The following is a 21962-nucleotide window of genomic DNA, read 5'->3' as shown; positions in this document are numbered from 1 at the left end:
CCGGCAAGCCAGCTCCCACAGTTGATCTTCACTTGGCTCAGGATGTGGTGATACGCCATATTCCAAACGGCATCTGCGGATCAAGGCGCATCCACTGGGTCTTGCCGTACCAGGTCCAGCGATGGCCGTTCATCAGGTCTTCGCCCTGCGTCTCGGCATCATCCGGCAACCCCAACTCCCACAGAGGCAACTCGAAACTGGCCTCCTGCGCGTTATAAGGGTCAAGGTTGACCGCCACCAGAATGAAGTTGCTGCCATCCTCACTGCGCTTGCCGAAATACAGGATGTTGTCGTTCCAAGCGTTGTAAAGCTTCAAGCCCAGGTGCGTTTGGAGCGCCGGGTTTTGCCGGCGTATGCGATTGAGCTGAGCGATCTCGGCGATGATGTTGCCGGGGGCGGTGAAGTCTCGCGGGCGGATCTCGTACTTCTCTGAATCCAGGTATTCCTCTTTGCCTGGCACCGGCGCCGCTTCGCACAATTCAAAGCCCGAATACATGCCCCACAGGCCCGAACCCATGGTGGCCAGCGCAGCGCGGATCAAAAAGCCCGGGCGGCCTGACTCATGCAAAAACGGCGGATTGATATCCGGCGTATTGACGAAGAAATTCGGCCGGTAGCATTCGCGCCATGGCGACGCGTTCAACTGCGTCAGGTATTCGCTCAGCTCGGCCTTGGTGTTGCGCCAGGTGAAATAGGTGTAGCTCTGGGAATAACCGACCTTGCCCAGGCGCGCCATCATCGCCGGCGTGGTGAACGCTTCCGCGAGGAAAATCACGTCCGGGTATTTGGCGCGCACGTCGCTGATCAGCCATTGCCAGAACGGCAGCGGCTTGGTGTGCGGGTTGTCGACTCGGAAGGTTTTCACGCCCTCTTCCACCCAACCCACCACCACGTCGCGCAGTTCGGTCCACAGGCCTGGGATCGCGTCCGCCGCGTAAAAATCGACGTTAACAATGTCCTGGTACTTTTTCGGCGGGTTTTCCGCGTATTTGATCGTGCCATCCGGGCGCCAGTTGAACCAACCCGGGTGCTCCTTGAGCCACGGATGGTCCTGGGAGCACTGGATGGCGAAGTCCAGGGCGATTTCCAGGCCATGGTCGGCAGCGGCCTGCACCAGGCGACGGAAGTCATCGCGGCTGCCCAGTTGCGGGTGAATGGCCTCGTGGCCGCCCTCTTCGCTGCCAATCGCATACGGGCTGCCCGGATCATCAGGGCCAGCCGTCAGGGAGTTGTTCTTGCCTTTGCGGTGGCTGCGCCCGATCGGATGGATGGGGGGAAGTACAGCACATCAAACCCCATGTCATGGATCATCGACAGCCGCGAGTGCACATCATTAAAGGTGCCATGACGCGCAGGATCGTCAGTGATCGAGCGCGGAAACAGCTCGTACCAACTGGCGAACAGCGCGGCCTCGCGCTCCACATCAATCGGGTACACAGCGCTGATGCTCAAATAGGCGCGGTGATCGGCCTGGGTCATCAGATGTGCACTGTCTTCGTGCAGGAACTTCGCGACTTGCTCGGTTTCCAGCAGGCCGGAGAGTTCGTGGTGCAGCAGCATCAGGCGGTCGCGCAGTTCATTGTCGCTGCGTTCGGCGGCCTGCAGCACCAGGCTGCGGCCTTCCTGCAACTCCAGGCTGACCGGTACGCCGGCTTCATGCTTCTTGCGCAACTCGTAGCAGAAGCTGGCGAAGGTATCGATCCAGGCTTCAATGCAATATTCGTGGGGGCCTTGCTGGCTGACGGTGAACGCGCCCTCCCAGCCATTGTTGCCGACATCGGTCATCACCACGCTGTGCCAGCTCTCTTCCTGCAGCGGGCGCCAGCGGATCAGTACGGCGAGCTTGTCATGGCCGTCGGCGAACACGGTGCTGGTGACATTGACCCTTTGACCCACCACCGCCTTGACGGCGAATTCGCCGCCGTCAATCACGGGGGTGGTGCTTTCGATAGCGATCCTGGGCAGCAACAGTGCCTGGGACAGCGGCAATATGGCGTTTTCTGGAACCTGTGTTTCAGCAGTCATCGAGCATCTTCCCCTTACGCCCTATGGACGCTCTTTGCTTGATCCGAATTCTGATGCGGCCATGCTCTCCCTGATCAGGGCCGCTTATAGGTCCGAGCCTGCGCCGCTGTTAAAAGTTCAGGTGAATGTGTCGCCACTGGGCGGGAATCAATTCGGCCCGGCGGCTGTCCACCGCTGGAGCCAAGCACAAAGGAGGCCACACCGATGAATATCCCAATCCCGGCTGAAACGCCGGACCCAAATATCGACAACCCGACCCTGCCGCCCACTGAGCCGGCGCCCATTCCGGAAAAGGAGCCGCCAGAAAATGAGCCGCCGCCGGTCGAAGAACCGCCGACGACCATGCCCCCGGTGATCGTCAGTCCTTCTCGAAACGCTTGACGATTTTCGGCATCACGCTGAACACCACCAAGGCCAGCAATGTGCTCAGAACCGCTGTCGATTCCCGGCCCAACCCGGCCGAGACCCCAATCGCAGCGGTCATCCACAAGCCGGCTGCGGTGGTCAGGCCTTTGACATGGCCCTCTTCATCATCCTTGCCCTTGATGATCGTGCCAGCGCCGAGGAAACCGATCCCGGCGATCACGCCCTGTACCACCCGGCTCATGGCATCCGCCTGATTGCCAGACATCTGCGGCACCATCACGAACAGCGCAGCGCCCAACGCCACCAGCATGTGTGTGCGCACCCCGGCGGCCTTGCCCTTGCTCTCTCGCTCAAAACCGAGAATGCCACCGAGGATCGCGGCGATCAGCAAGCGCACAGTGATCTGGGTGAGCTGCCTGGCGTCGCCGATGTCGGCAAATTCGGCCTGCAGGGTTTGCCACACTTCATGCCACCAAGCGTCCATCTCAGCTGTCCTTCGTCATTGTTGGTAAAGGATGGACAGCGGCGACCGCCAGTCAGTTGCCTGGAACCCCTGCGCGCCGCCGTCCCCTAACCTTCTATAGCTCACAAAACAGGAGATTGGCATGCCCATTCGTATCGAAAACCAACTGTGCTACTTCATGCTTGATGACAACGGCCAGGAACAGAGCGTGCCAGCGACCCGGGTCAATATTGTTACCGACCTCGAAAAAGCCATGTCTTATGTGGAATTGGCGGCCGAGCGGATCTATATCACCGAAGCCGAGGCAGACGCGCTGACGGTCGCGGGCGCCCACGATGGGCGTCAACATGTAAAGGCCGACAAGCCTGGTTCGTTGATTTAATTGATCTGCATCAGCACATCCCGCACAACGCTGCGCCCCTTGCTCCACGGGGTGCAGCACATTGTCGCAGCGACTCTCCCAAAGCCCATCTGATCCGCTTTTTATCGCCCTAGCTGAGTCTGTTATGCAAACAGAGCCACGCGCATAGTTCATCCGCCTGATGGAGGCTGATGAGCGAACGACCATGAGCGAACGAATCCCCACCGTGGAAACCTTTGAGCCCATACACCCAAAGAAGGTGAAGGCCAAATCCAGCGACACCTTGATTCATACCCGCAGCTTTACCGGCCTGTTCCGCACCTTGCGCGTGTGCGGTGCAGGCGTTCTGTTCCTGGCCTTTTTCGGCACTGTGTGGCTGAACTGGGGTGGCAGGCAGGCGGTGCTGTGGGACCTGGCGGAAAGTAAATTCCACATTTTTGGCGCCACGTTCTGGCCGCAGGACTTCATCCTGTTGTCGGCATTGTTGATCATCTGCGCCTTCGGCCTGTTTGCGATCACCGTCTTTGCCGGCCGCGTGTGGTGCGGCTATACCTGCCCGCAAAGCTCGTTTACCTGGCTGTTCATGTGGTGCGAGAAGGTCACCGAAGGTGAACGCAACCAGCGCATCAAGCTGCAAGCCGCGCCCTGGAGCCTGAACAAGCTGGCGCGACGCTCGGCCAAACACACGATGTGGCTGGGCATCAGCGTGCTGACCGGGCTGACCTTTGTCGGCTACTTCACCCCCATCCGCCCGCTGGCCGCCGAATTGCTGACCTGGCAAATGGGCGGCGTCAGCCTGTTCTGGGTGCTGTTTTTCACCGGCGCCACCTACCTCAACGCGGGCTGGCTGCGCGAAGCCGTGTGCATGCACATGTGCCCGTATGCGCGTTTCCAAAGCGTCATGTTTGATAAGGACACCCTGACCATTTCCTACGACGTGGCCCGCGGCGAACACCGTGGCCCGCGCAAACGTGAGGTCAACCCCGCCGACGTCGGCTTGGGCGATTGCATTGACTGCCAACTGTGCGTGCAGGTCTGCCCGACCGGTATCGACATCCGCGACGGCCTGCAAATGGAGTGCATCGGCTGCGCGGCGTGCATCGACGCCTGCGATTCGATCATGGACAAGATGGGCTACGCACGCGGCTTGGTGAGCTACACCAGTGAACATCAACTGCACGGCGGCAAGACCCGCCTCCTACGGCCGCGCCTGATCGGCTACAGTGCCGTGCTGTTGTTGATGATTGCAGCGTTGGTGGTGGCGCTGGTGGAACGGCCGATGGTGTCGCTGGATGTCACCAAGGACCGTGGCATGTTCCGTGAGAACGCCGAGGGCCTGATCGAAAACATCTACAGCCTCAAGGTGATCAACAAGACCCAACAGCACCAGGACTACCGCCTGGCACTGGTGGACGCCGATGGCTTCCAGCTGCAAGGCAAGACCGAGATCAGCCTGGCGCCGGGGGAAATCAGCGATGTGCCGGTGTCGGTGGCCTTGCTGGCGGATAAACCGGCGAGCAGTTCGCAAACCCTGCGCTTCAAGGTGACGGATGTGGATGAACCGTGGATCTACAGCGCGGCTGATAGCCGCTTTGTGGCGCCGCTGAATCGCTGAGGCCTGTCAGGCACTGAAGATCCCACTTAGCCCTGCGTACAATTTAAGAAAGTGATTAGGCCCCATGAAACGCTACGAAAAATTCGCCGACGACATTGCAGAACTGATCCGCTCTGGCGTGCTCGGACCCGGCCAGCGGGTGCCCTCGGTGCGCTATGCCAGCCAGACCTACGGCGTCAGCCCGTCCACGGTGTTCCAGGCTTATTACCTGCTGGAGCGTCGTGGCCTGATCCGCGCGCGGCCGCGCTCTGGCTACTTCGTCAACACCCATGCGCCCAGCCCGTTCTCCGAGCCGGTGGTGAGTGAACAGGTGCATGAATCCACCGAAGTGGACGTGAGCGAACTGGTGTTCTCGGTGCTCGACTCGATCAAAGACCCGAACACCGTGCCTTTCGGCTCGGCCTTCCCCAGCCCGATGCTGTTCCCGCTGCCGCGCCTGGCCCGCTCCCTGGCCAGCGCCAGCCGCGAGATGGACCCGCGCCTGGTCGTCACCGACATGTCACCGGGCAACCCCCAACTGCGTCGGCAAATCGCCCTGCGGTATATGGTCGGCGGGCTGATGCTGCCCATGGAAGAACTGCTGATCACCAACGGCGCGCTGGAAGCACTGAACCTGTGCCTGCAAGCCGTCACCGAACCGGGCGACCTGGTGGCGATCGAAGCCCCGGCGTTCTATGCGTGCCTGCAAGTGCTGGAGCGCTTGAAACTCAAGGCGGTGGAAATCCCCGTGCACCCACGCGATGGCATTGATCTCAACGCCCTGGCGCAAAGCCTTGAGCGCTACCCGATCAAGGCCTGCTGGACCATGACCAGCTTCCAGAACCCGATGGGCGCGACCTTGCCGGAAGCCAAGAAACAGGCGCTGGTGGAACTGTTGCGCGGCCATCAGGTGCCGCTGATCGAAGACGATGTGTACGCCGAGCTGTATTACGGCCAACAGGCCCCCAAACCGGCCAAGGCGTTCGATACCGAAGGCCTGGTGATGCATTGCGGTTCCTTCGCCAAGAGCCTGGCGCCTGGCTATCGCGTGGGCTGGGTCGCAGCCGGGCGCTTTGCGCAGAAGGTCGAACGCTTGAAATTGATGACCTCGCTGTGCCCGTCGATGCCCGCCCAGGCAGCGATCGCCGATTACCTGCAACACGGCGGCTATGACCGGCACCTGCGCAAATTGCGCTATGCCCTGGAAGAGCAGCAAAGCGCCATGCTGGCTGCCATCGCGCGCTACTTCCCGGCGCAGACGCGCGTCAGTCAACCGGCCGGCGGCTATTTCCTGTGGCTGGAATTGCCGGAGCAGACGGATTCGTTGAAGTTGTTCCAAATGGCGTTGGCGCAAGGTATCAGCATCGCGCCGGGACCGATTTTCTCGGCGACCCAACGGTTCAGGAACTGTATTCGCTTGAACTACGGCAGCCCGTGGACCGAAGCGTCAGAGAAGGCCATGGAGACGTTGGGGCGGATTGTGCGGTCATTTTGAGCCATCGCGGGCCAGCCCGACTCCCACAGGTGTACGCATTCCAATGTGGGAGCCGGGCTTGCCCGCGATGGCGTCAGTCCGGTCAGCGGCCGCCACCCAGGTCCAGGAATGTGCCCGTCGCATACGAAGCCTTATCCGACAGCAACCAGATAATCGCCTCCGCCACTTCATCCGGGCGCCCGCCCCTGGCCATGGGGATGCCGGACTCGAGTTTGCTGACGCGATCCGGGTCGCCGCTCAGGGCATGGAAGTCAGTGAAGATGTAACCAGGGCGCACGGCGTTGACACGAATGCCCTCGCCCGCGACTTCCTTCGACAAGCCCAGGGTGAACGTGTCGAGCGCGCCTTTGGAGGCCGCATAATCGACATATTCACCCGGCGAGCCCAGTCGCGCCGCCACCGACGAGACGTTGACGATGCTGCCACCCTGCCCGCCATGCTTGGGCGACATACGCAGCACCGCGTGCTTGGCACACAGGATCGGCCCGAGCACGTTGGTCTTCATGATTTTGAGGATGCGGAACTCGGACATCTCATCAACCCGCGCCTTATGCCCCACGGTGCCAGCATTGTTGACCAGTGCGGTGACGCGGCCCAGTTCGGCGTCGACACGGTTGAACAAGGCGATCACTTCATCTTCGCTGCTCACATCGGCGCGCACGGCAATCGCCTGGACGCCCAGCGCACGGACCTGCTCGAGCACACGGTGCGCAGCCTCTTCGTCGGATTGGTAGTTGATGCAGATGCGATAGCCCTCGCGAGCGGCCAGCAAGGCCGTCTCGGCGCCGATCCCACGGCTGCCCCCGGTGATGATGACGACTTTGTCCATGCGTGCGTTCTCCTGATTCAACCTGATGTTTAGGGTCGTATCCGAGAATACCCGTCACGCACGGCTTTTGTCAGGCATAACGCCTATTTCGGCGCGCTGTATATCGGCCATGAACCCCTCCGCCGGCAACGGGTGCCCCAGCAGGTAACCCTGCAGGGAATCACACCCCAACCGAGTCAGGAAACGCTGCTGCACATTGGTTTCCACGCCTTCGGCAACAATGCGCAACCCCAACGCCTGGCCGAGTGCGACGATGGCCGAGACGATGGCGGCGTCATCGCTGTCGTGCTCCAGGTCACGGACAAACCCACGGTCGATCTTCAGCTCATTGGCCGGCAGGCGCTTGAGGTACATGAGGCTGGAGTAACCCGTGCCGAAGTCATCGATGGACAAATCGACCCCCATGTCCGACAGCGCCTGCAACACGGTCATGCTGGCATCGGCATCGCTCATGGCGGTGGTTTCGGTGATTTCCAGGGTCAGGTTGTTGGCTGGCAACTGATGGCGTTCAAGGGCCGCAGCCACGCTCTTGACCAGTCCGGCATGGCAAAACTGCATGGCCGAAAGGTTCACCGCAATGCGCCAGTCTTCGTAGCCCTGGGCGTACCAGATACTCATTTGGCGACAGGCTTCATTGAGCACCCACTCGCCGATGGGAATGATCAGCCCGGACTTTTCCGCCAGTTCGATGAACATCGCGGGCAGCAGCAGGCCATGTTGCGGATGCTCCCAGCGCAACAGCGCTTCGGCGCCGACCGGAATACCACTGACCGCGTCGAACTTGGGCTGGTAGTAGAGCTGCAACTGCTGCTGTTCCAGGGCATTGCGCAGGTCTTGCAATAACTGCAACTGCTTGCGCGCATTGGTGTTCATCGATGCATCAAAAAAGCTGTAGCCGTTTTTGCCCACGCCCTTGGCGTGGTACATCGCGGCGTCGGCGTTCATCAGCAGTTCCTGGGGGTTGCTACCGTTGCCCGGGAACATGGCGATACCAACGCTGGCGGAGATCTTCAGCTCATGCTCGGCTACCTGGAACGCGCGATTGATGAGGATCACCTGGCGTTCGGCAAGGCCGAGTGCGTCATCCGGCTGGGTCAGTTGCACCAGCAATACAAACTCATCCCCGCCGATACGCGCCAGGGTGTCCTGGCTGCGCAAATCTTCACGCAGGCGCTGGCCAACTTCACGCAGCAACTGATCGCCCATGTGGTGGCCGAAGGCATCGTTGACCGGTTTGAAGCCGTCCAGATCGATAAACATCAGTGCGAAGCAACCGCCCTGCTCCTTGACGGCCTGCATGGCTTGTTGAATGCGGTCAGCGAGCAAGGTGCGATTGGGCAAGCCGGTGAGCATGTCGTGCAGGGCCAGGTGGGTCAGCTCCTGGTTGGCTTGGGTCAGGGAGTCAGCGAGCACCGCCGTGCGGGCTTCCAGGCGCGCGTCGAGCAGTGAGGTCAGCAAGGCGATGGCGAGCACCGCCAGGGTCGTGACCAGTACCAGATTGTCCAGGCCATTGCCGCTCAAGCCGTCCAGTGCGGCACCGCAGAAACTGTCATCGGCGAACTGCGCCGCCGCCACACCGGTGTAATGCATGCCAACGATGGCAAAACCCATCACGACCGCTGCGCCACCCCGTGCCAGGCGCACGTACGGGGTATTACGGCGCAGATTGAAGGCGATCCACAACGCTGCGCCGCAGGCCCCGACTGCAATCAACAAAGAGGCGCCAAACAAGGCCGGGTCGTAATCGATACCCGGCGTCATGCGCATCGCGGCCATGCCGGTGTAGTGCATGCAGGCGATGCCGGTGCCCATGATCAGCGCACCAAACGCCAGTTGCCAGGCAGGTAAACGCGGCTGGCTGACCAGCCACAACGCAAAGCCGCTGGACAGCACCGCGATCAACAACGACAACGCGGTGATGCCTGTATCGAAGCCCAGCGCAAACGGTAGGCGCAGCGCGAGCATGCCGATGAAATGCATCGACCACACCCCGACCCCCATCGCCATCGCGCCGCCGGCTATCCATAGATAGACCGCGCGACCTTTGGCGGTGGCAATGCGGCCGGACAGATCTAACGCGGTGTAGGAAGCAAGGATCGCGACAAGCAGTGAGATCGCAACCAGGGAGGGTGAATAACTACCGATGAGCATGGGACTTCTCGTGCGCAGCAGGCCTGAGAGGCCCGTGCAAAGTGGCAAAGCGGGCGATTGTAGCGAGAATAATTCTTGTACAGTTGATTAATTATCGTATAGCTATCACTGGCACTTTGACGTCAATCGGATGGCTCGAAAACGGTGTGGACAGTGTGCCTGGCTGGCTTTTTTGTGGGAGCTGGCTTGCCCGCGATACAGGCGCCTCGGTGCATCAGGCAGACCGAGTTGATGTCATCGCAGCATAAGTATTTACACATTTACAGCGAACCCTCTGCGTAGCAGCTGTCGAGCCCCGGCGAGGCTGCGTCAGCGGTGTGTCAGGCAGCCCGCAAACGCAGCCTCGCCGGGGCTCGACAGCTGCTACGCACTATCACATTTGAAATGTGTAGATGCCTAGGGTCATCGCAGGCGAGCCAACTCCCACAGGTGTTGATCAGTCTTTCTCGGCAATGGGTGTCTTCCCATCCCAACCACCGCCCAATGCGGCGATCAGTTGCACACTGGCCACCAGACGCGTCTGCAACAAGGTCAACACGGTGCGTTCGTTGCTCAGGGCCGTCGCTTGCACGGTGACCACGTCGAGGTAGGCAATCAGCCCGGCCTTGTACTGGTTCTGGGTCAGCCGTAGCGATTCACGCGCGGCCTCAAGCGCTTCATTGCTGACCACCGCCTCGTCTTCCAGCACCTTGAGCTGCACCATGTAGTTTTCCACTTCGCGGAAACCATCCAGCACGGTCTGGCGGTACTTGGCGACGGTCTCGTCATAGCTGGCCACGGTGCGGTCGACTTCCGCCGAACGCTGGCCGCCGTCGAACAGGGTCATGGCGAGCTTGGGGCCTACCGACCAGAAGCGGTTCGGCAGGCTGATCCAGTCGGAATAGGTACTGCTGGAATAGCCGCCGGCCAGGCTCAGGCTCAGGTCCGGATAGTAAGCGGCCTCGGCCACGCCGATATTGGCGTTGGCGGCGATCACCGAGCGTTCGGCCGAGGCGATATCCGGGCGACGCTCAAGCAATTGCGACGGCAGGCTCAGCGGAATCTGCGGCAGTGCCGGGATGTCTTTGCTCACCGCCAGGTTGAAGTTGGCCGGCGCCTCGCCGATCAGCACGGCAATTGCGTTTTCCAATTGGGCACGTTGCCAGATCAGGTCGATCAGGCTGGCCTGGGTGGTCTTGAGCTGGGTTTGCGCCTGAGCCACCGCGTCCTTGCCGGAGACACCGGCGCGGTATTGGTTCTGGGTCATTTGCAGGGAGCGCTGATAGGCCTCCAGCGTGGCTTGCAGCAAACGCGTCTGTTCATCCATGACGCGCAGTTGCAGGTAGCTTTGCACCAGTTCCGACTGTTGGCTCAGGCGCATCGCCGCCAGGTCCGCCGAGCTGGCTTCGGCGCTGGCCTCGTTGGCTTCCAGGCCACGGCGCAATTTGCCCCAGATATCCGCCTCCCAGCTCACACCCAACTGTGCGTTCAGGGTGTCACGGATACCGCTGCTGGAACTGCTCAGGCTGGCGCTGCTGCTGCCGGTGCCTTGGCTGGCGCGGGTTTTACCGACGCTGAGGTCAACGCTGGGGTAAAACGCACCACGGGAACTGCGCACCAGCGCCTGGGCCTGGCGAAAGCGCGCTTCGGCCTGGGCGACGGTTTGGTTTGAATTGTTGAGGCGCAGCACCAGGTCATTGAGCTGGCGGTCGCCGTACAGTTCCCACCAGGCGCCACGGGCCAAGGCGTCGCTCGGGGTTGCCTGGCGCCAGCCTTGGGCTTCTTTGAATTGGGCGGGCTCGACGACTTCCGGGCGCTTGTAGTCGGGGCCAATAGCGCAGGCGCTGAGCAACACGCCACACAGCACCAGGCTCGCCACGCGGCAACCACGGAACATGGCCAATTGGGCAAAGGTTGAATCGGTCATAGCGCAGTGTCCAGGGCAGCATCGGTACGCACACCGCGCCATTTGTTGAAGCGATGGCGCGCGCGGTCGAGATAGAGGTAAACCACCGGGGTGGTGTAAAGGGTCAGGACCTGGCTGAACACCAGGCCGCCGATGATGGTCAGGCCCAGGGGGCGACGCATTTCCGCGCCATCACCACTGCCCAACAGCAAAGGCAACGCACCGAGGATGGCCGCCAGGGTGGTCATCAGGATCGGCCGCAAACGCATCAGGCAGGCGCTGCGAATCGACTCCATCGGCCCCATGCGGTCGTTACGCTCCAGCTGCAGGGCCAGGTCGATCATCAAGATCGCGTTCTTCTTCACCACACCAATCAGCAGGAACAGGCCCAGCAAGGAGATCAGGCTGAACTCGCCCCCCGTCAGGTAAATGGCGAGCATCGCGCCAACACCGGCCGACGGCAGGGTCGAGAGGATCGTCAATGGGTGGATGTAGCTTTCATACAGAATGCCCAGCACCAGGTACACCGCCACCAGCGCGCCGAGGATCATGAACGGCTGGCCCTTCTGTGTGGCCGCGAAGGCATCGGCGGTGCCGGCCATCTTGGCGATCACATCTTCTGGCAAGCCGACCTTGGCAATCGCCCGCTCGATAGCGGCCGTGCCCTGCTCCACTGTCACACCGGGCGCCATGTCGAAGGCAATGTTTTCCGAAGCGAACTGGCCTTCGTGGCTGACGCGGTCGTCCGCCAGGCTGTTCTCGTAATGGGCAATGGTCGATAACGGTACCCGCGCGCCGTCAGCGGTGATCACCTGCATCTGGTTCAGGGTGATCGGGTCCTGCGCGTATTTGGGATTGACCTCCATCACCACCTGGTACTGGTTGAGGCTGTCGTAGATGGTGGAAATCTGCCGCTGGCTGTAGGCGTTGTTGAGCACCGCCGTGACCATATTCATGTCGATCCCCAGGCGTTTGGCCTGGTCGCGGTCGACAATCAACGTGACCTGCGCCGCACCCCGGCCTTCTCGGGCGTCGATGGCGGTGAGTTCCGGCAGCTCGCGCAGGGCCGCGACGACCTTCGGATACCACAGGCGCAGTGCCGCCAGGTCGCCACTTTGCAGGATGTAGGAATACTGCGCACTGGTCTGGTCGCGGCTGCCACCGAACTGCAGGTCCTGGTCGGCCATCAGGAACAGCCGCCCGCCCGGCACCAGCGGCACGTCCTTGCGCAGGCGCTCGATCACCGCCTGGGCGGAAATCTTGCGTTCGCTGATAGGTTTGAGGCGTACCAGCATCACCGCGTTGTTGGTGCCGTTGTTGCCGCCGATAAAGCCGGCCACGCTGAGCACTGCAGGGTCCTTGAGCACGGCTTTGCGGAAGGTTTCCATCTTCGGTTGCATCACGCTGAACGACAGGCCGTCATCGCCTCGCACAAAACCGATCAACTGGCCGGTGTCCTGCTGCGGCATGAAGGTTTTCGGTACCACCACGTACAACGCCACGTTCAAACCAATGGTCAGCAACAGGCTAAGCAGGGTCAGGCGACGATGGCGCAGCACCCAATCCAGGCTGGTCGCGTAGCCGGCAACCATGCGGTCGTTGACCTTCTGGCTCCAGCGCTGCAAACCGGACATCTGGCCTTTGACATGGGGCTTGAGCCAGCGCGCGCACAGCATGGGCGTCAGGGTCAGCGAGACAATCAGCGACACAATGATCGCCGCCGACAAGGTGATGGAAAACTCGCGGAACAGGTTAGTGACAATCCCGCCCATAAACAGGATGGACAGGAACACCGCCACCAGCGACACGTTCATCGACAGCAAGGTAAACCCGACTTCCTCGGCCCCCAGGTACGCCGCCTTCATCGGCGGCACGCCTTCGTCGATATGCCGGGAAATGTTCTCCAGCACCACAATGGCATCGTCCACCACCAGGCCGGTGGCCAGGATCAACGCCATCAACGAAAAGTTGTTCAACGAAAAACCGTACAGGTACATCACCGCAAAGGTGCCCACCAGTGACACCGGCACCGCCAGGGTCGGGATCAGCGAGGCGCGGAAGTTACCGAGGAACAGGTACACCACCAGGATCACCAGGCCCACGGCGATCAGCAGGGTCATCTCGGCTTCGTGCAAGGTCGCCGTGATCACCGGCGAGCGGTCCATCGCCAGGCTCAGCTTGACACTGGACGGCAGCACCGCCTGCAACGCCGGCAACTGCGCCTTGATCTGCCTGACCGTCTCGATGATGTTGGCGCCGGACTGGCGGTTGATCACCAGCAGCACCGCCGGTTCGTTGTTGAAGAAACCGCTGTTGTAGCGGTCTTCCACGCCGTCGCTGATCTTCGCCACATCACTCAAGCGCAAGGCGGCGCCGTTCTGGTAGCGGATCAGCAGCGGCTCGTAGTCCTTGGCTTTTTCCAACTGGTCGTTGGCCTGGATCTGCCAGTTGCGCTGGCTGTCTTCCAGGGAGCCTTTGGGCCGACGCTGGTTAGCGTTGGCGATGGTGTTGCGCACATCGTCGAGGGCCACGCCGTACTGGTCGAGGGCCTTGGGCTCCAGCTCGATGCGCACCGCCGGCAGGGAGCTGCCGCCGATCTGCACTTCGCCTACGCCCGGCACCTGGGACAGGCTTTGCGAAAGAATGGTCGAGGCCAGGTCGTACAACTGGCCTTTCTGCAGCACGTCCGAGGTCAGCGACAGCACCATGATCGGCGCCTGGGACGGGTTGATCTTTTTGTAGGTGGGCATGCTGCGCATGCCGCTGGGCAGCAGGTTGCGCGAGGCATTGATTGCCGCCTGCACTTCCCGCGCCGCGCCGTTGATATCCCGGTCGGAGTCAAACGCGAGGATCACCCGGGTAGAGCCCTGGCTCGACGAGCTACTCATGGTGGTAATGCCGGCAATCGCGCCAAACGAGCGCTCCAGCGGCGTGGCCACGGTAGACGCCATCACCTCGGGGCTTGCGCCAGGCAAGCTGGCCGACACCACGATCACCGGAAAATCAATCTGCGGCAGCGGCGACACCGGCAGCAGATTGAAGCTGACACCGCCCAGCAACATGATCGCCAGGCTCAGCAGCATGGTCGCTACCGGCCGGCGAATGAAAGGTCCGGACAGGTTCATGACTCAACCGGCTCCAGGCTTTGCGGCTCTTTGCGCCAGCGACGGCCCAGGCGATCGAAGTACAGGTAAATCACCGGCGTGGTGAACAGGGTCAGCACCTGGCTCACCAACAAACCGCCGACCATCACCAGGCCCAGAGGTTGACGCAGTTCAGCGCCGGAACCGGTGGCGAGCATCAACGGTACTGCACCAAACAATGCGGCCAAGGTGGTCATCAGGATCGGCCGGAAGCGCAGCAGCGCCGCCTGGTAGATCGCGGTCTGCGGGTCGAGCCCCTGGTTGCGTTCAGCATCGAGGGCGAAGTCGATCATCATGATCGCGTTCTTCTTGACGATACCGATCAGCAAAATGATGCCGATGATCGCAATCATGCCCAGATCATTGCCACTGAGCAGCAACGCCAGCAACGCGCCCACGGCCGCCGACGGCAAGGTCGAGAGGATGGTGATCGGGTGGATATAACTCTCGTAGAGCACACCCAGCACGATGTACATGGTGACCACGGCCGCCAGGATCAGCAGCAAGGTGCTCGACAGCGAGGCTTCGAACGCCTGGGCCGCGCCCTGGAACTGGGTCTGCACGCCCACCGGCATGCCGATGTCTTTCTGGGTCTGGTTGATCAGCTCCACGCCTTTGCCCAACGCGACACCAGGCGCCAGGTTGAACGACATCATCACCGCGGGGAACTGGCCGATGTGCGCAATCGCCAGTTGCGCCTGGCGCTGTTCCACATGGGCCAGGCTGGACAAGCGCACCTGGCCGCCATCGGTGGTTTTCACATGGATCTGGTTCAGCGCATCCGGGCCCAGGGTTTCGCCGGACTGGGCCTGCAATACCACGCGGTACTGGCTGGCCTGGGTGTAGATGGTAGAAATCTGCCGTTGGCCGAAGGCATCGTAAAGCGCATCGGTGATGGTCGATACGCTGACACCCAGGCGTGACGCCGCATCGCGGTCGATCACCAGGTACACCTGCAGGCCCTTGTCCTGCAGGTCGCTGGCAACGTCGGTGAGTTCGGGCATCTGGCTCAACGCGTGGACCAGTTTTTCGCTCCACAACGCCAGCAACTCGGAATCCGGCGAAGACATGCTGAACTGGTACTGGGTGCGGCTGACACGGTCTTCGATGGTCAAGTCCTGCACCGGCTGCATGAACAGGCGGATGCCCACCAGCTTGTCGATTTGCGGCTGCAAGCGGGTGATCACTTGGGCTGCGCTCAAGTCGCGCAGGCCGTGAGCCTTGAGGTTGATCAACAAGCGCCCACTGTTGAGGGTAGCGTTGTCACCGTCCACACCAATGTAGGACGACAGGCTTTCCACCGCTGGATCGGCCAGGATGATCTTCGCCAGGTCCTGCTGGCGCTGGCTCATGGCGGCGAAGGAAATCGACTGCGGCGCTTCGGAAATACCCTGGATCACGCCCGTATCCTGCACCGGGAAGAAGCCTTTGGGCACCACCAGGTACAGCACCACGGTCAGGCCCAGGGTCGCGATGGCGACCAGCAGGGTCAGCGGTTGGTGCCGGAGCACCCACTGCAACATGCGTCCATAACGCGCGATCAACCAATCGATCCAGGCACCACTGGCTTTGTAGAATCGGCTTTGCTCCTCTTCCTTGGGTTCACGCTTGAGCAGCCGCGCGCACATCATCGGCGTGAGGGTCAGGGACACCACCAGGGAAATCAGGATAGCCACTGCCAGGGTGATGGCGAACTCACGGAACAGGCGCCCGACGACGTCGGCCATGAACAGCAGCGGAATCAATACCGCGATCAGCGACAGGGTCAGGGAAATCAGGGTAAAACCGATTTGCTTGGCGCCCTTTAGCGCCGCGGCCAAGGGCGTTTCGCCCTCCTCTATATAGCGCGAGATGTTCTCCAGCATCACGATGGCATCGTCCACCACGAAACCGGTGGCGATGGTCAAGGCCATCAGCGTGAGGTTGTTGATGGAGAAACCCGCCAGGTACATCACGCCAAAGGTGCCCACCAGCGACAGCGGCACGGCGATGGACGGAATGAGCGTGGCGCTGACCCTGCGCAGGAACAGGAACGTCACCATCACCACCAGGGCGATGGCGATGAGCAATTCGTGCTGCACGTCTTTCACCGACGCCCGGATGGTTTGGGTGCGGTCAGTGAGCACCGTCACGTCGAGGCCGGCCGGCAGGTTGTCGGTGATGCTTGGCAGCAGCGCCTTGATGCGGTCCACCACCTCGATCACGTTGGCCCCCGGCTGGCGCTGGATATTCAGCAGCACGGCCTGGTTTTCATTGGCCCAAGCCGCGAGGCGCTCGTTTTCGGCGCCGTCGACGATCTGTGCCACGTCTTTTAGACGCAACGGCGCGCCATTGTTGTAGGCCAGGATCAACTCGGCGTACTGCGCGGGCGAGACCAACTGGTCGTTGGCATCAAGCATCGACACGCGGGTGGGGCCGTCGAAGTTACCCTTGGGCTGGTTGACGTTGGAAGCGGCGATCAAGGTGCGCACGTCCGACAGGTTCAAGCCGTTGGCCGCCAGGGCCTCGGGGTTGACCTTGATGCGCACGGCCTGGCGCTGGCCACCGGCGATGCTGACCATGCCGACGCCGCTGATCTGCGCGATTTTCTGCGCCATGCGCGTGTCGACCAAGTCATTGAGCTTGGGCAGCAACATGGTTTTTGAGGTAATGGCCAGGGTCAGCACCGGGGTGTCCGCCGGGTTGACCTTGTTGTACACCGGCGGCGCCGGCAAATCCTTGGGCAACAGGTTGGTCGCGGCGTTGATCGCGGCCTGCACCTGTTGCTCGGCGACATCCATATTGATGTCGAGGTTGAAACGCAGGGTCAGCACCGACGCGCCGCCGGAACTGGTGGAGGCCATTTGCGTGAGGCCGGGCATTTGCCCGAACTGGCGTTCCAGCGGCGCGGTGACCGCACTGGTCATCACATCCGGGCTGGCGCCGGGGTACAGGGTCATCACCCGAATGGTCGGGTAGTCCACTTGGGGCAACGCCGAAACCGGCAACAAGCGGTACGAAATGATGCCGGCCAACACAATGGCCAGCATGCTCAGCGTGGTGGCGACCGGGCGAAGGATAAACAGTCGCGACAGGTTCATGAACCGACCTTTTGCGCCTTGCCGGCGGCAGCGCCGGTCTCCCCTTTCGCGGCGGGCTTGCCTTGCAGGTGTTCGGTAGGCGTGGTCGGCACTTCGCTGCTCTCATTCACCACTTCGACTTCGCTGCCGTCCTTCAAACGGTCAGTGCCTTCCAGCACCACGCGGTCGCCGGCCTTGAGACCTTGCTTGATCACGGTGTTATCGCCATCGGTATCGCCGACCACCAGCGGCTGCACCTTGACCTTCTTGTCGCCGTCGAGCACGTAGACGAAGGTGCCGGTGTTGCCGAACTGGATCGCCGCCGACGGCGCCAGCACTACGTTATGCAGGGTGTCAGCCAACAGGTGCACATTGACGAACTGATTGGGGAACAGCGCCTGGTCCTTGTTATCGAAGCGCGCCTTGAATTTCAGGGTGCCGGTGGTGACGTCGATCTGGTTGTCCAGGCTCTGCAGCACGCCGGTGGCCTGTACTTTCACATCGCCACGGTCCCAGGCTTCCACAGGGAGTTTGTTGCCGGCGTGGTAGCGAGCAAGCACGGTTTCCAGGGTATTTTCCGGCAGGGTGAAGGCGACGCTGATCGGTTGGGTCTGGGTGATCACGGCCAGGAAGGTGGTGTCGTTGGCCGCCACCAGGTTGCCCACGTCCACCTGGCGCAGGCCCACGCGGCCACTGATCGGTGCGCGGATCTTGGTGAATTCGAGGTTGAGCTTGGCGTCATCCACCGCGCCCTGGTTGGTCTTGACCGTGCCCTGGTATTGCAAAACCAGCGCTTCGGCGGTGTCCAGGGTCTGCTTGGCAATACTGTCCTGGGCGAACAGGTCGCGATAACGCTGCACGTCGACCTGGGCGTTTTTCAGTTGGGCCTGGTTCTGCATCAGCGTGCCCTGGGCCTGGAGCAAGGCGTTCTGGTAGCTGCGCGGGTCGATCTCGGCCAGCAGGTCGCCGGCCTTGACCATCTGCCCTTCTTCAAAGGCGATCTTCACCAACTCGCCACCCACCCGGCTGCGCACATTGATCGTGTTCAGTGCGGTAACCGTGCCCAAGGCCTTGTAGTACACCGGGAACTCGCCAAGCACCGCAGGCGCCACGCGTACCGGCACCGGGCCAGTGGAACCGCCAAACCCAGGGCGCGCCATGCCGGTCTTGCTCGCATGGCCGGCCGGCGCGTCTTTATGGGCGGCACCGCTGGGCCAGAATTTCCAGCACAGGCCGGCGATAACCAGCAGCACGAGCAGGCCGAACAACCAGCGGCGGGAGTTGCGGGGGGAGGATTGCATGGAGTGATCAACCATTGGGCGCGAGAGCTTCTTCTTTGGGAGGCTGAAAGATAAGCACTGGAGCGCGTTAAGAAAAGCGCCTTTACCGGCTATTTACCTTGGGCTTACAACTTTAAACATCTGCGCTTAGTCCGTTCGCTATTTCGCTAAGCACCTGAGCGACAAATAAAAACGGCCTGGACTAGGCCAGGCCGCAAGCATGCATCATACGTGTTACTGCCAAACGACAGTAACGTACCGAAACAGTTACTTCAAAACAGCCAGGGCTGCTTCGTAGTTTGGCTCTTCAGCGATTTCCTTGACCAACTCGCTGTGCAGCACGTTGTCGTTTTCGTCCAGCACTACGACGGCACGAGCAGTCAGGCCTTTGAGCGGGCCGTCGGCAATCGCCACACCGTAATCAACCGCGAAATCCGAATCGCGGAAATCAGACAGGTTCTTCACGTTTTCCAGGCCTTCGGAGCCGCAGAAACGCGCTTGGGCGAACGGCAGGTCGGTGGAGATGCACAGCACCACGGTGTTTTCCACATCGTTGGCCTGGGCGTTGAACTTGCGCACCGAAGTCGCGCAGGTTGGGGTGTCGACACTTGGGAAGATGTTCAGCACCTTACGCTTGCCCGCAAAGGTGGCCAGGGTGGCGTTGGACAGATCGCCGGCGGTCAGGGTGAAGTCTGCGGCTTTGGCGCCGACTTTCGGCAGTTCGCCTTCAACCTGGACCGGGTTGCCTTTGAGAGTGACTTGAGCCATGAACGGAATCCTTATGCTGAGTTTTGGTTAAACGAATTCGAGAGGCCGAAGTTAACCACAAACTACGATGACGACCTACCGCCAGACACAAATTGTCATGCCACCGGTTGTGGTTTAATTGCGCGCTTTTCACCTGCCCCTCAAGGAAACCGTTGTCGATGAATCAGCCCGCCACCAAAGTCCTGGTCATTGGTTATGTCTGGCCGGAACCACGTTCCTCGGCCGCAGGCGGGCATATGATGCAGATTCTTGAGAGTTTTCTGGCGCAAGGTTGGAACATTACCTTCAGCAGCCCCGCAACCATCGGCGAGCACAAGGCCGATCTGCCCGCCCTGGGCATAGCCGAATGCGCTATCGAGTTGAATAACAGCAGTTTCGACGATTTTATCTGCGAACTCGCTCCGGATATCGTGCTGTTCGACCGCTTCATGATGGAAGAACAGTTCGGTTGGCGCGTCGAGAAATGTTGCCCCGATGCCCTGCGCGTACTGGAAACCTCTGACCTGCAAAGCCTGCGTGACGCACGGCATCAGCGCCTCAAGGACCACCTCAAGGCCGACCCCGACAGCGACGACTTCAGCGCGCTGTTTTCCCCGGCGTTGCAAGAAGAGTTCCAGCTGATGGCCGACACTGACCTGGCCAAGCGCGAAATCGCGGCGATTTACCGTTGCGATATCAGCCTGATGATCTCTGACGTGGAAATCCGCCTGCTGACCGAGCAGTTCAAAGTGCCGGCTGCCCTGCTCCACTGGTGCCCGCTGATGCTGGAACCACCCGCCGAGCCCTTCGCGCCATTTGAAGACCGGGCGCACTTCCTCAGCATCGGCAACTTCCGCCACGCGCCCAACTGGGACGCGGTGTTATGGATGAAAAACAGCCTGTGGCCGCTGATTCGCCAGCAATTGCCGAACGCCCAGTTGCATATCTATGGCGCCTACACGCCGCCCAAGGCCACTGCGCTGCATAACCCGGCGCAGGGATTTCATGTGATGAACTGGGCCGAAGATGCCTTGCAGGTGATGACGGCCGCGCGTATCTGCCTGGCGCCACTGCGCTTCGGCGCCGGCATCAAGGGCAAACTCGCGGATGCGATGCTCTGCGGCACGCCGAATATCACCACGCCCATCGGCGCCGAGGCCATGGGTGATGAGCAGCCGTGGCCGGGGCTGATCGAACACAGCGCACCTGCACTGGCCGCCGCCGCCGTGGCGCTCTACCAGGACCGCGAACGCTGGACCCAGGCCCAGGAAAACGGTCGCCAGCTGTTAGCGCGCCGCTATGACCAGAACATTCATGGCCCCGCGCTGGTGGCATGTCTGCAACAGTGCCGCAGCCATCTCGCCGCCCATCGCCGCGATAACTTCACCGGCAGCATGCTGCGCCACCACGCCCATAAAAGTACGCAATACATGTCCCAGTGGATCGAGGCAAAAAACCGCAGCGTATAAACGGCGACGCTGGCGAGGTTGCGCGCGAGGGGGCATTATCCTACGCAGCAACCACAATAAAGCGACGGCAGTATGACCCGAGCAACACGAATCACCGACCCTTCCTACGAGCTGATGGACGATCACAACGGTCTGTCCATCATCTATCGCCAGCACGGTTTCCCCTGCCCGCTGGTGCGCTGGCACTTTCACAAGGAATACGAGCTGCACCTGATCGTCGCCAGCTCGGGCAAGGTGTTTATCGGCGACTATATCGGCAACTTCTACCCGGAAAGCCTGTTCCTCACCGGCCCCAACCTGCCCCACAACTGGATCAGCCAGGTCGAGGAAGACGAGGTAGTGCCCAAGCGCGACATGTTGGTGAATTTCACCGATGAGCTGTTTGAAGGCGGCAGCCATATCTTCGCCGAACTCAAGACCCTGGCGCCGCTGCTGGAACGGGCGCAGTACGGCATCGAGTTTCGCTGCAAGCGCACGATTGCCCAAGCGATGACCTTGATGCAGCGCATTGAGGACGCACAGGGCATGGCGCGGCTGGGACATTTCTTTATCCTGCTGGAAGTACTCAGCGCGTGTGAGGACTACCAGTTGCTTTCAGGGGTAACGACACCGCAGTTGGCCGACGAGCACAGTATCGACCGTACCAACCGCGCGGTGGACTACATCTTTGCCCACTACGCGCGTGAGCTGTCCCTTGAAGAGGTTGCGGAATACTTGGGGATGAAGCCCACCTATTTCTCACGGGTGTTTAAACAGGCCACCGGGCGCACGTTTATCGAATTCGTCAATCGGCTGCGCATCAGCAAGTCGTGCGAGCTGTTGGCCGATGGTGATAAAGCCGTGACCGACGTGTGCTTTGAATCGGGTTTCAACAACATCTCCAACTTCAACCGGCGTTTTCAACAGCTAAAAGGCATGACCCCTTCCCACTACCGACGCCTGGCAGTGCAGCGCTTGACCGAGCAGAACCTGGCTTAATGGCTTCAGCTGCTGGGTTATCGAGTGCAAAAAAGTATCAGTCCCAGTGCTCCCAAGGATTTGTCACAGCGCCATTAGAAGGCTGTAATCAACGCACACTCTTCCTGACTCCTTGTG

The 21962-nt window shown here is 61.1% G+C and carries 14 protein-coding genes and 1 pseudogene; 6 read left to right on the top strand and 9 right to left on the bottom strand.

The features are described 5' to 3' along the window. Positions 1–37 precede the first annotated feature (37 nt). Positions 38–2025: pseudogene (locus tag AB4O35_RS19360) on the bottom strand (alpha-1,4-glucan--maltose-1-phosphate maltosyltransferase). A gap of 204 nt (positions 2026–2229) precedes the next feature. Here AB4O35_RS19360 and AB4O35_RS19355 point away from each other — a divergent pair. Further along, positions 2230–2406 (top strand): hypothetical protein, encoded by a 177-nt coding sequence (locus AB4O35_RS19355; protein WP_175403076.1) that lies wholly within the window; start codon positions 2230–2232, stop codon positions 2404–2406. Here AB4O35_RS19355 and AB4O35_RS19350 read toward each other — a convergent pair. After that, a complete protein-coding gene (locus tag AB4O35_RS19350; protein WP_065876317.1) occupies positions 2384–2875 on the bottom strand; it encodes an MgtC/SapB family protein in 492 nt (163 codons plus the stop codon). The genes AB4O35_RS19355 and AB4O35_RS19350 overlap by 23 nt on opposite strands. Positions 2876–2996: 121 nt before the next feature. On the opposite strand from AB4O35_RS19350, the gene AB4O35_RS19345 reads away from it, so the two are divergent. The 3 genes from AB4O35_RS19345 to mapR all read left to right on the top strand — a co-directional run bounded on the left by AB4O35_RS19345 (position 2997) and on the right by mapR (position 6304). After that, a complete protein-coding gene (locus tag AB4O35_RS19345; RefSeq protein WP_065876318.1) occupies positions 2997–3236 on the top strand; it encodes a DUF3203 family protein in 240 nt (79 codons plus the stop codon). Between the two features lie 184 nt (positions 3237–3420). Beyond that, the gene (gene ccoG / locus AB4O35_RS19340; RefSeq protein ID WP_065876319.1) at positions 3421–4830 is read left to right on the top strand and encodes a cytochrome c oxidase accessory protein CcoG; all 1410 of its coding nucleotides are present in this window, start codon (positions 3421–3423) and stop codon (positions 4828–4830) included. Between the two features lie 64 nt (positions 4831–4894). Next, entirely contained in the window at positions 4895–6304 is a 1410-nt protein-coding gene (gene mapR / locus AB4O35_RS19335) for a GntR family transcriptional regulator MpaR (RefSeq protein ID WP_049708586.1), read from the top strand. Positions 6305–6386: 82 nt separating this feature from the next. On the opposite strand, the gene AB4O35_RS19330 is transcribed toward mapR, so the two are convergent. From AB4O35_RS19330 to tpx, 7 genes are all read right to left on the bottom strand, one after another. Continuing rightward, entirely contained in the window at positions 6387–7133 is a 747-nt protein-coding gene (locus AB4O35_RS19330; protein WP_065946398.1) for an SDR family oxidoreductase, read from the bottom strand. A 54-nt stretch (positions 7134–7187) separates the two neighbouring features. Beyond that, a complete protein-coding gene (locus AB4O35_RS19325; protein ID WP_065946399.1) occupies positions 7188–9284 on the bottom strand; it encodes a putative bifunctional diguanylate cyclase/phosphodiesterase in 2097 nt (698 codons plus the stop codon). A gap of 436 nt (positions 9285–9720) precedes the next feature. Next, entirely contained in the window at positions 9721–11190 is a 1470-nt protein-coding gene (locus tag AB4O35_RS19320; protein WP_065909151.1) for an efflux transporter outer membrane subunit, read from the bottom strand. Then, complete coding sequence (locus AB4O35_RS19315; protein WP_065881528.1) at positions 11187–14294, bottom strand: efflux RND transporter permease subunit; 3108 nt, start codon at positions 14292–14294, stop codon at positions 11187–11189. Before AB4O35_RS19315 ends, AB4O35_RS19320 begins: the two co-directional genes overlap by 4 nt. After that, entirely contained in the window at positions 14291–17392 is a 3102-nt protein-coding gene (locus AB4O35_RS19310; RefSeq protein ID WP_065946401.1) for an MdtB/MuxB family multidrug efflux RND transporter permease subunit, read from the bottom strand. Before AB4O35_RS19310 ends, AB4O35_RS19315 begins: the two co-directional genes overlap by 4 nt. Then, positions 17389–18687, bottom strand: a complete 1299-nt coding sequence (locus tag AB4O35_RS19305; RefSeq protein WP_065881531.1) for an MdtA/MuxA family multidrug efflux RND transporter periplasmic adaptor subunit — start codon at positions 18685–18687, stop codon at positions 17389–17391. Before AB4O35_RS19305 ends, AB4O35_RS19310 begins: the two co-directional genes overlap by 4 nt. Positions 18688–18918: 231 nt before the next feature. Further along, positions 18919–19419 (bottom strand): thiol peroxidase, encoded by a 501-nt coding sequence (gene tpx / locus AB4O35_RS19300; RefSeq protein ID WP_065876326.1) that lies wholly within the window; start codon positions 19417–19419, stop codon positions 18919–18921. 158 nt (positions 19420–19577) lie between these two features. Between tpx and AB4O35_RS19295 the strand changes: the two genes are divergently transcribed. Continuing rightward, complete coding sequence (locus tag AB4O35_RS19295; protein WP_065946402.1) at positions 19578–20867, top strand: glycosyltransferase; 1290 nt, start codon at positions 19578–19580, stop codon at positions 20865–20867. A gap of 72 nt (positions 20868–20939) precedes the next feature. Beyond that, complete coding sequence (locus AB4O35_RS19290; RefSeq protein WP_065876328.1) at positions 20940–21845, top strand: AraC family transcriptional regulator; 906 nt, start codon at positions 20940–20942, stop codon at positions 21843–21845. The last annotated feature ends 117 nt before the right edge of the window (positions 21846–21962 follow it).

The sequence above is a fragment of the Pseudomonas sp. H1_A03 genome (assembly GCF_054685145.1).
Note: the sequence above shows the minus strand (reverse complement) of the source record. Positions and strands in the feature narration are given on the sequence as shown.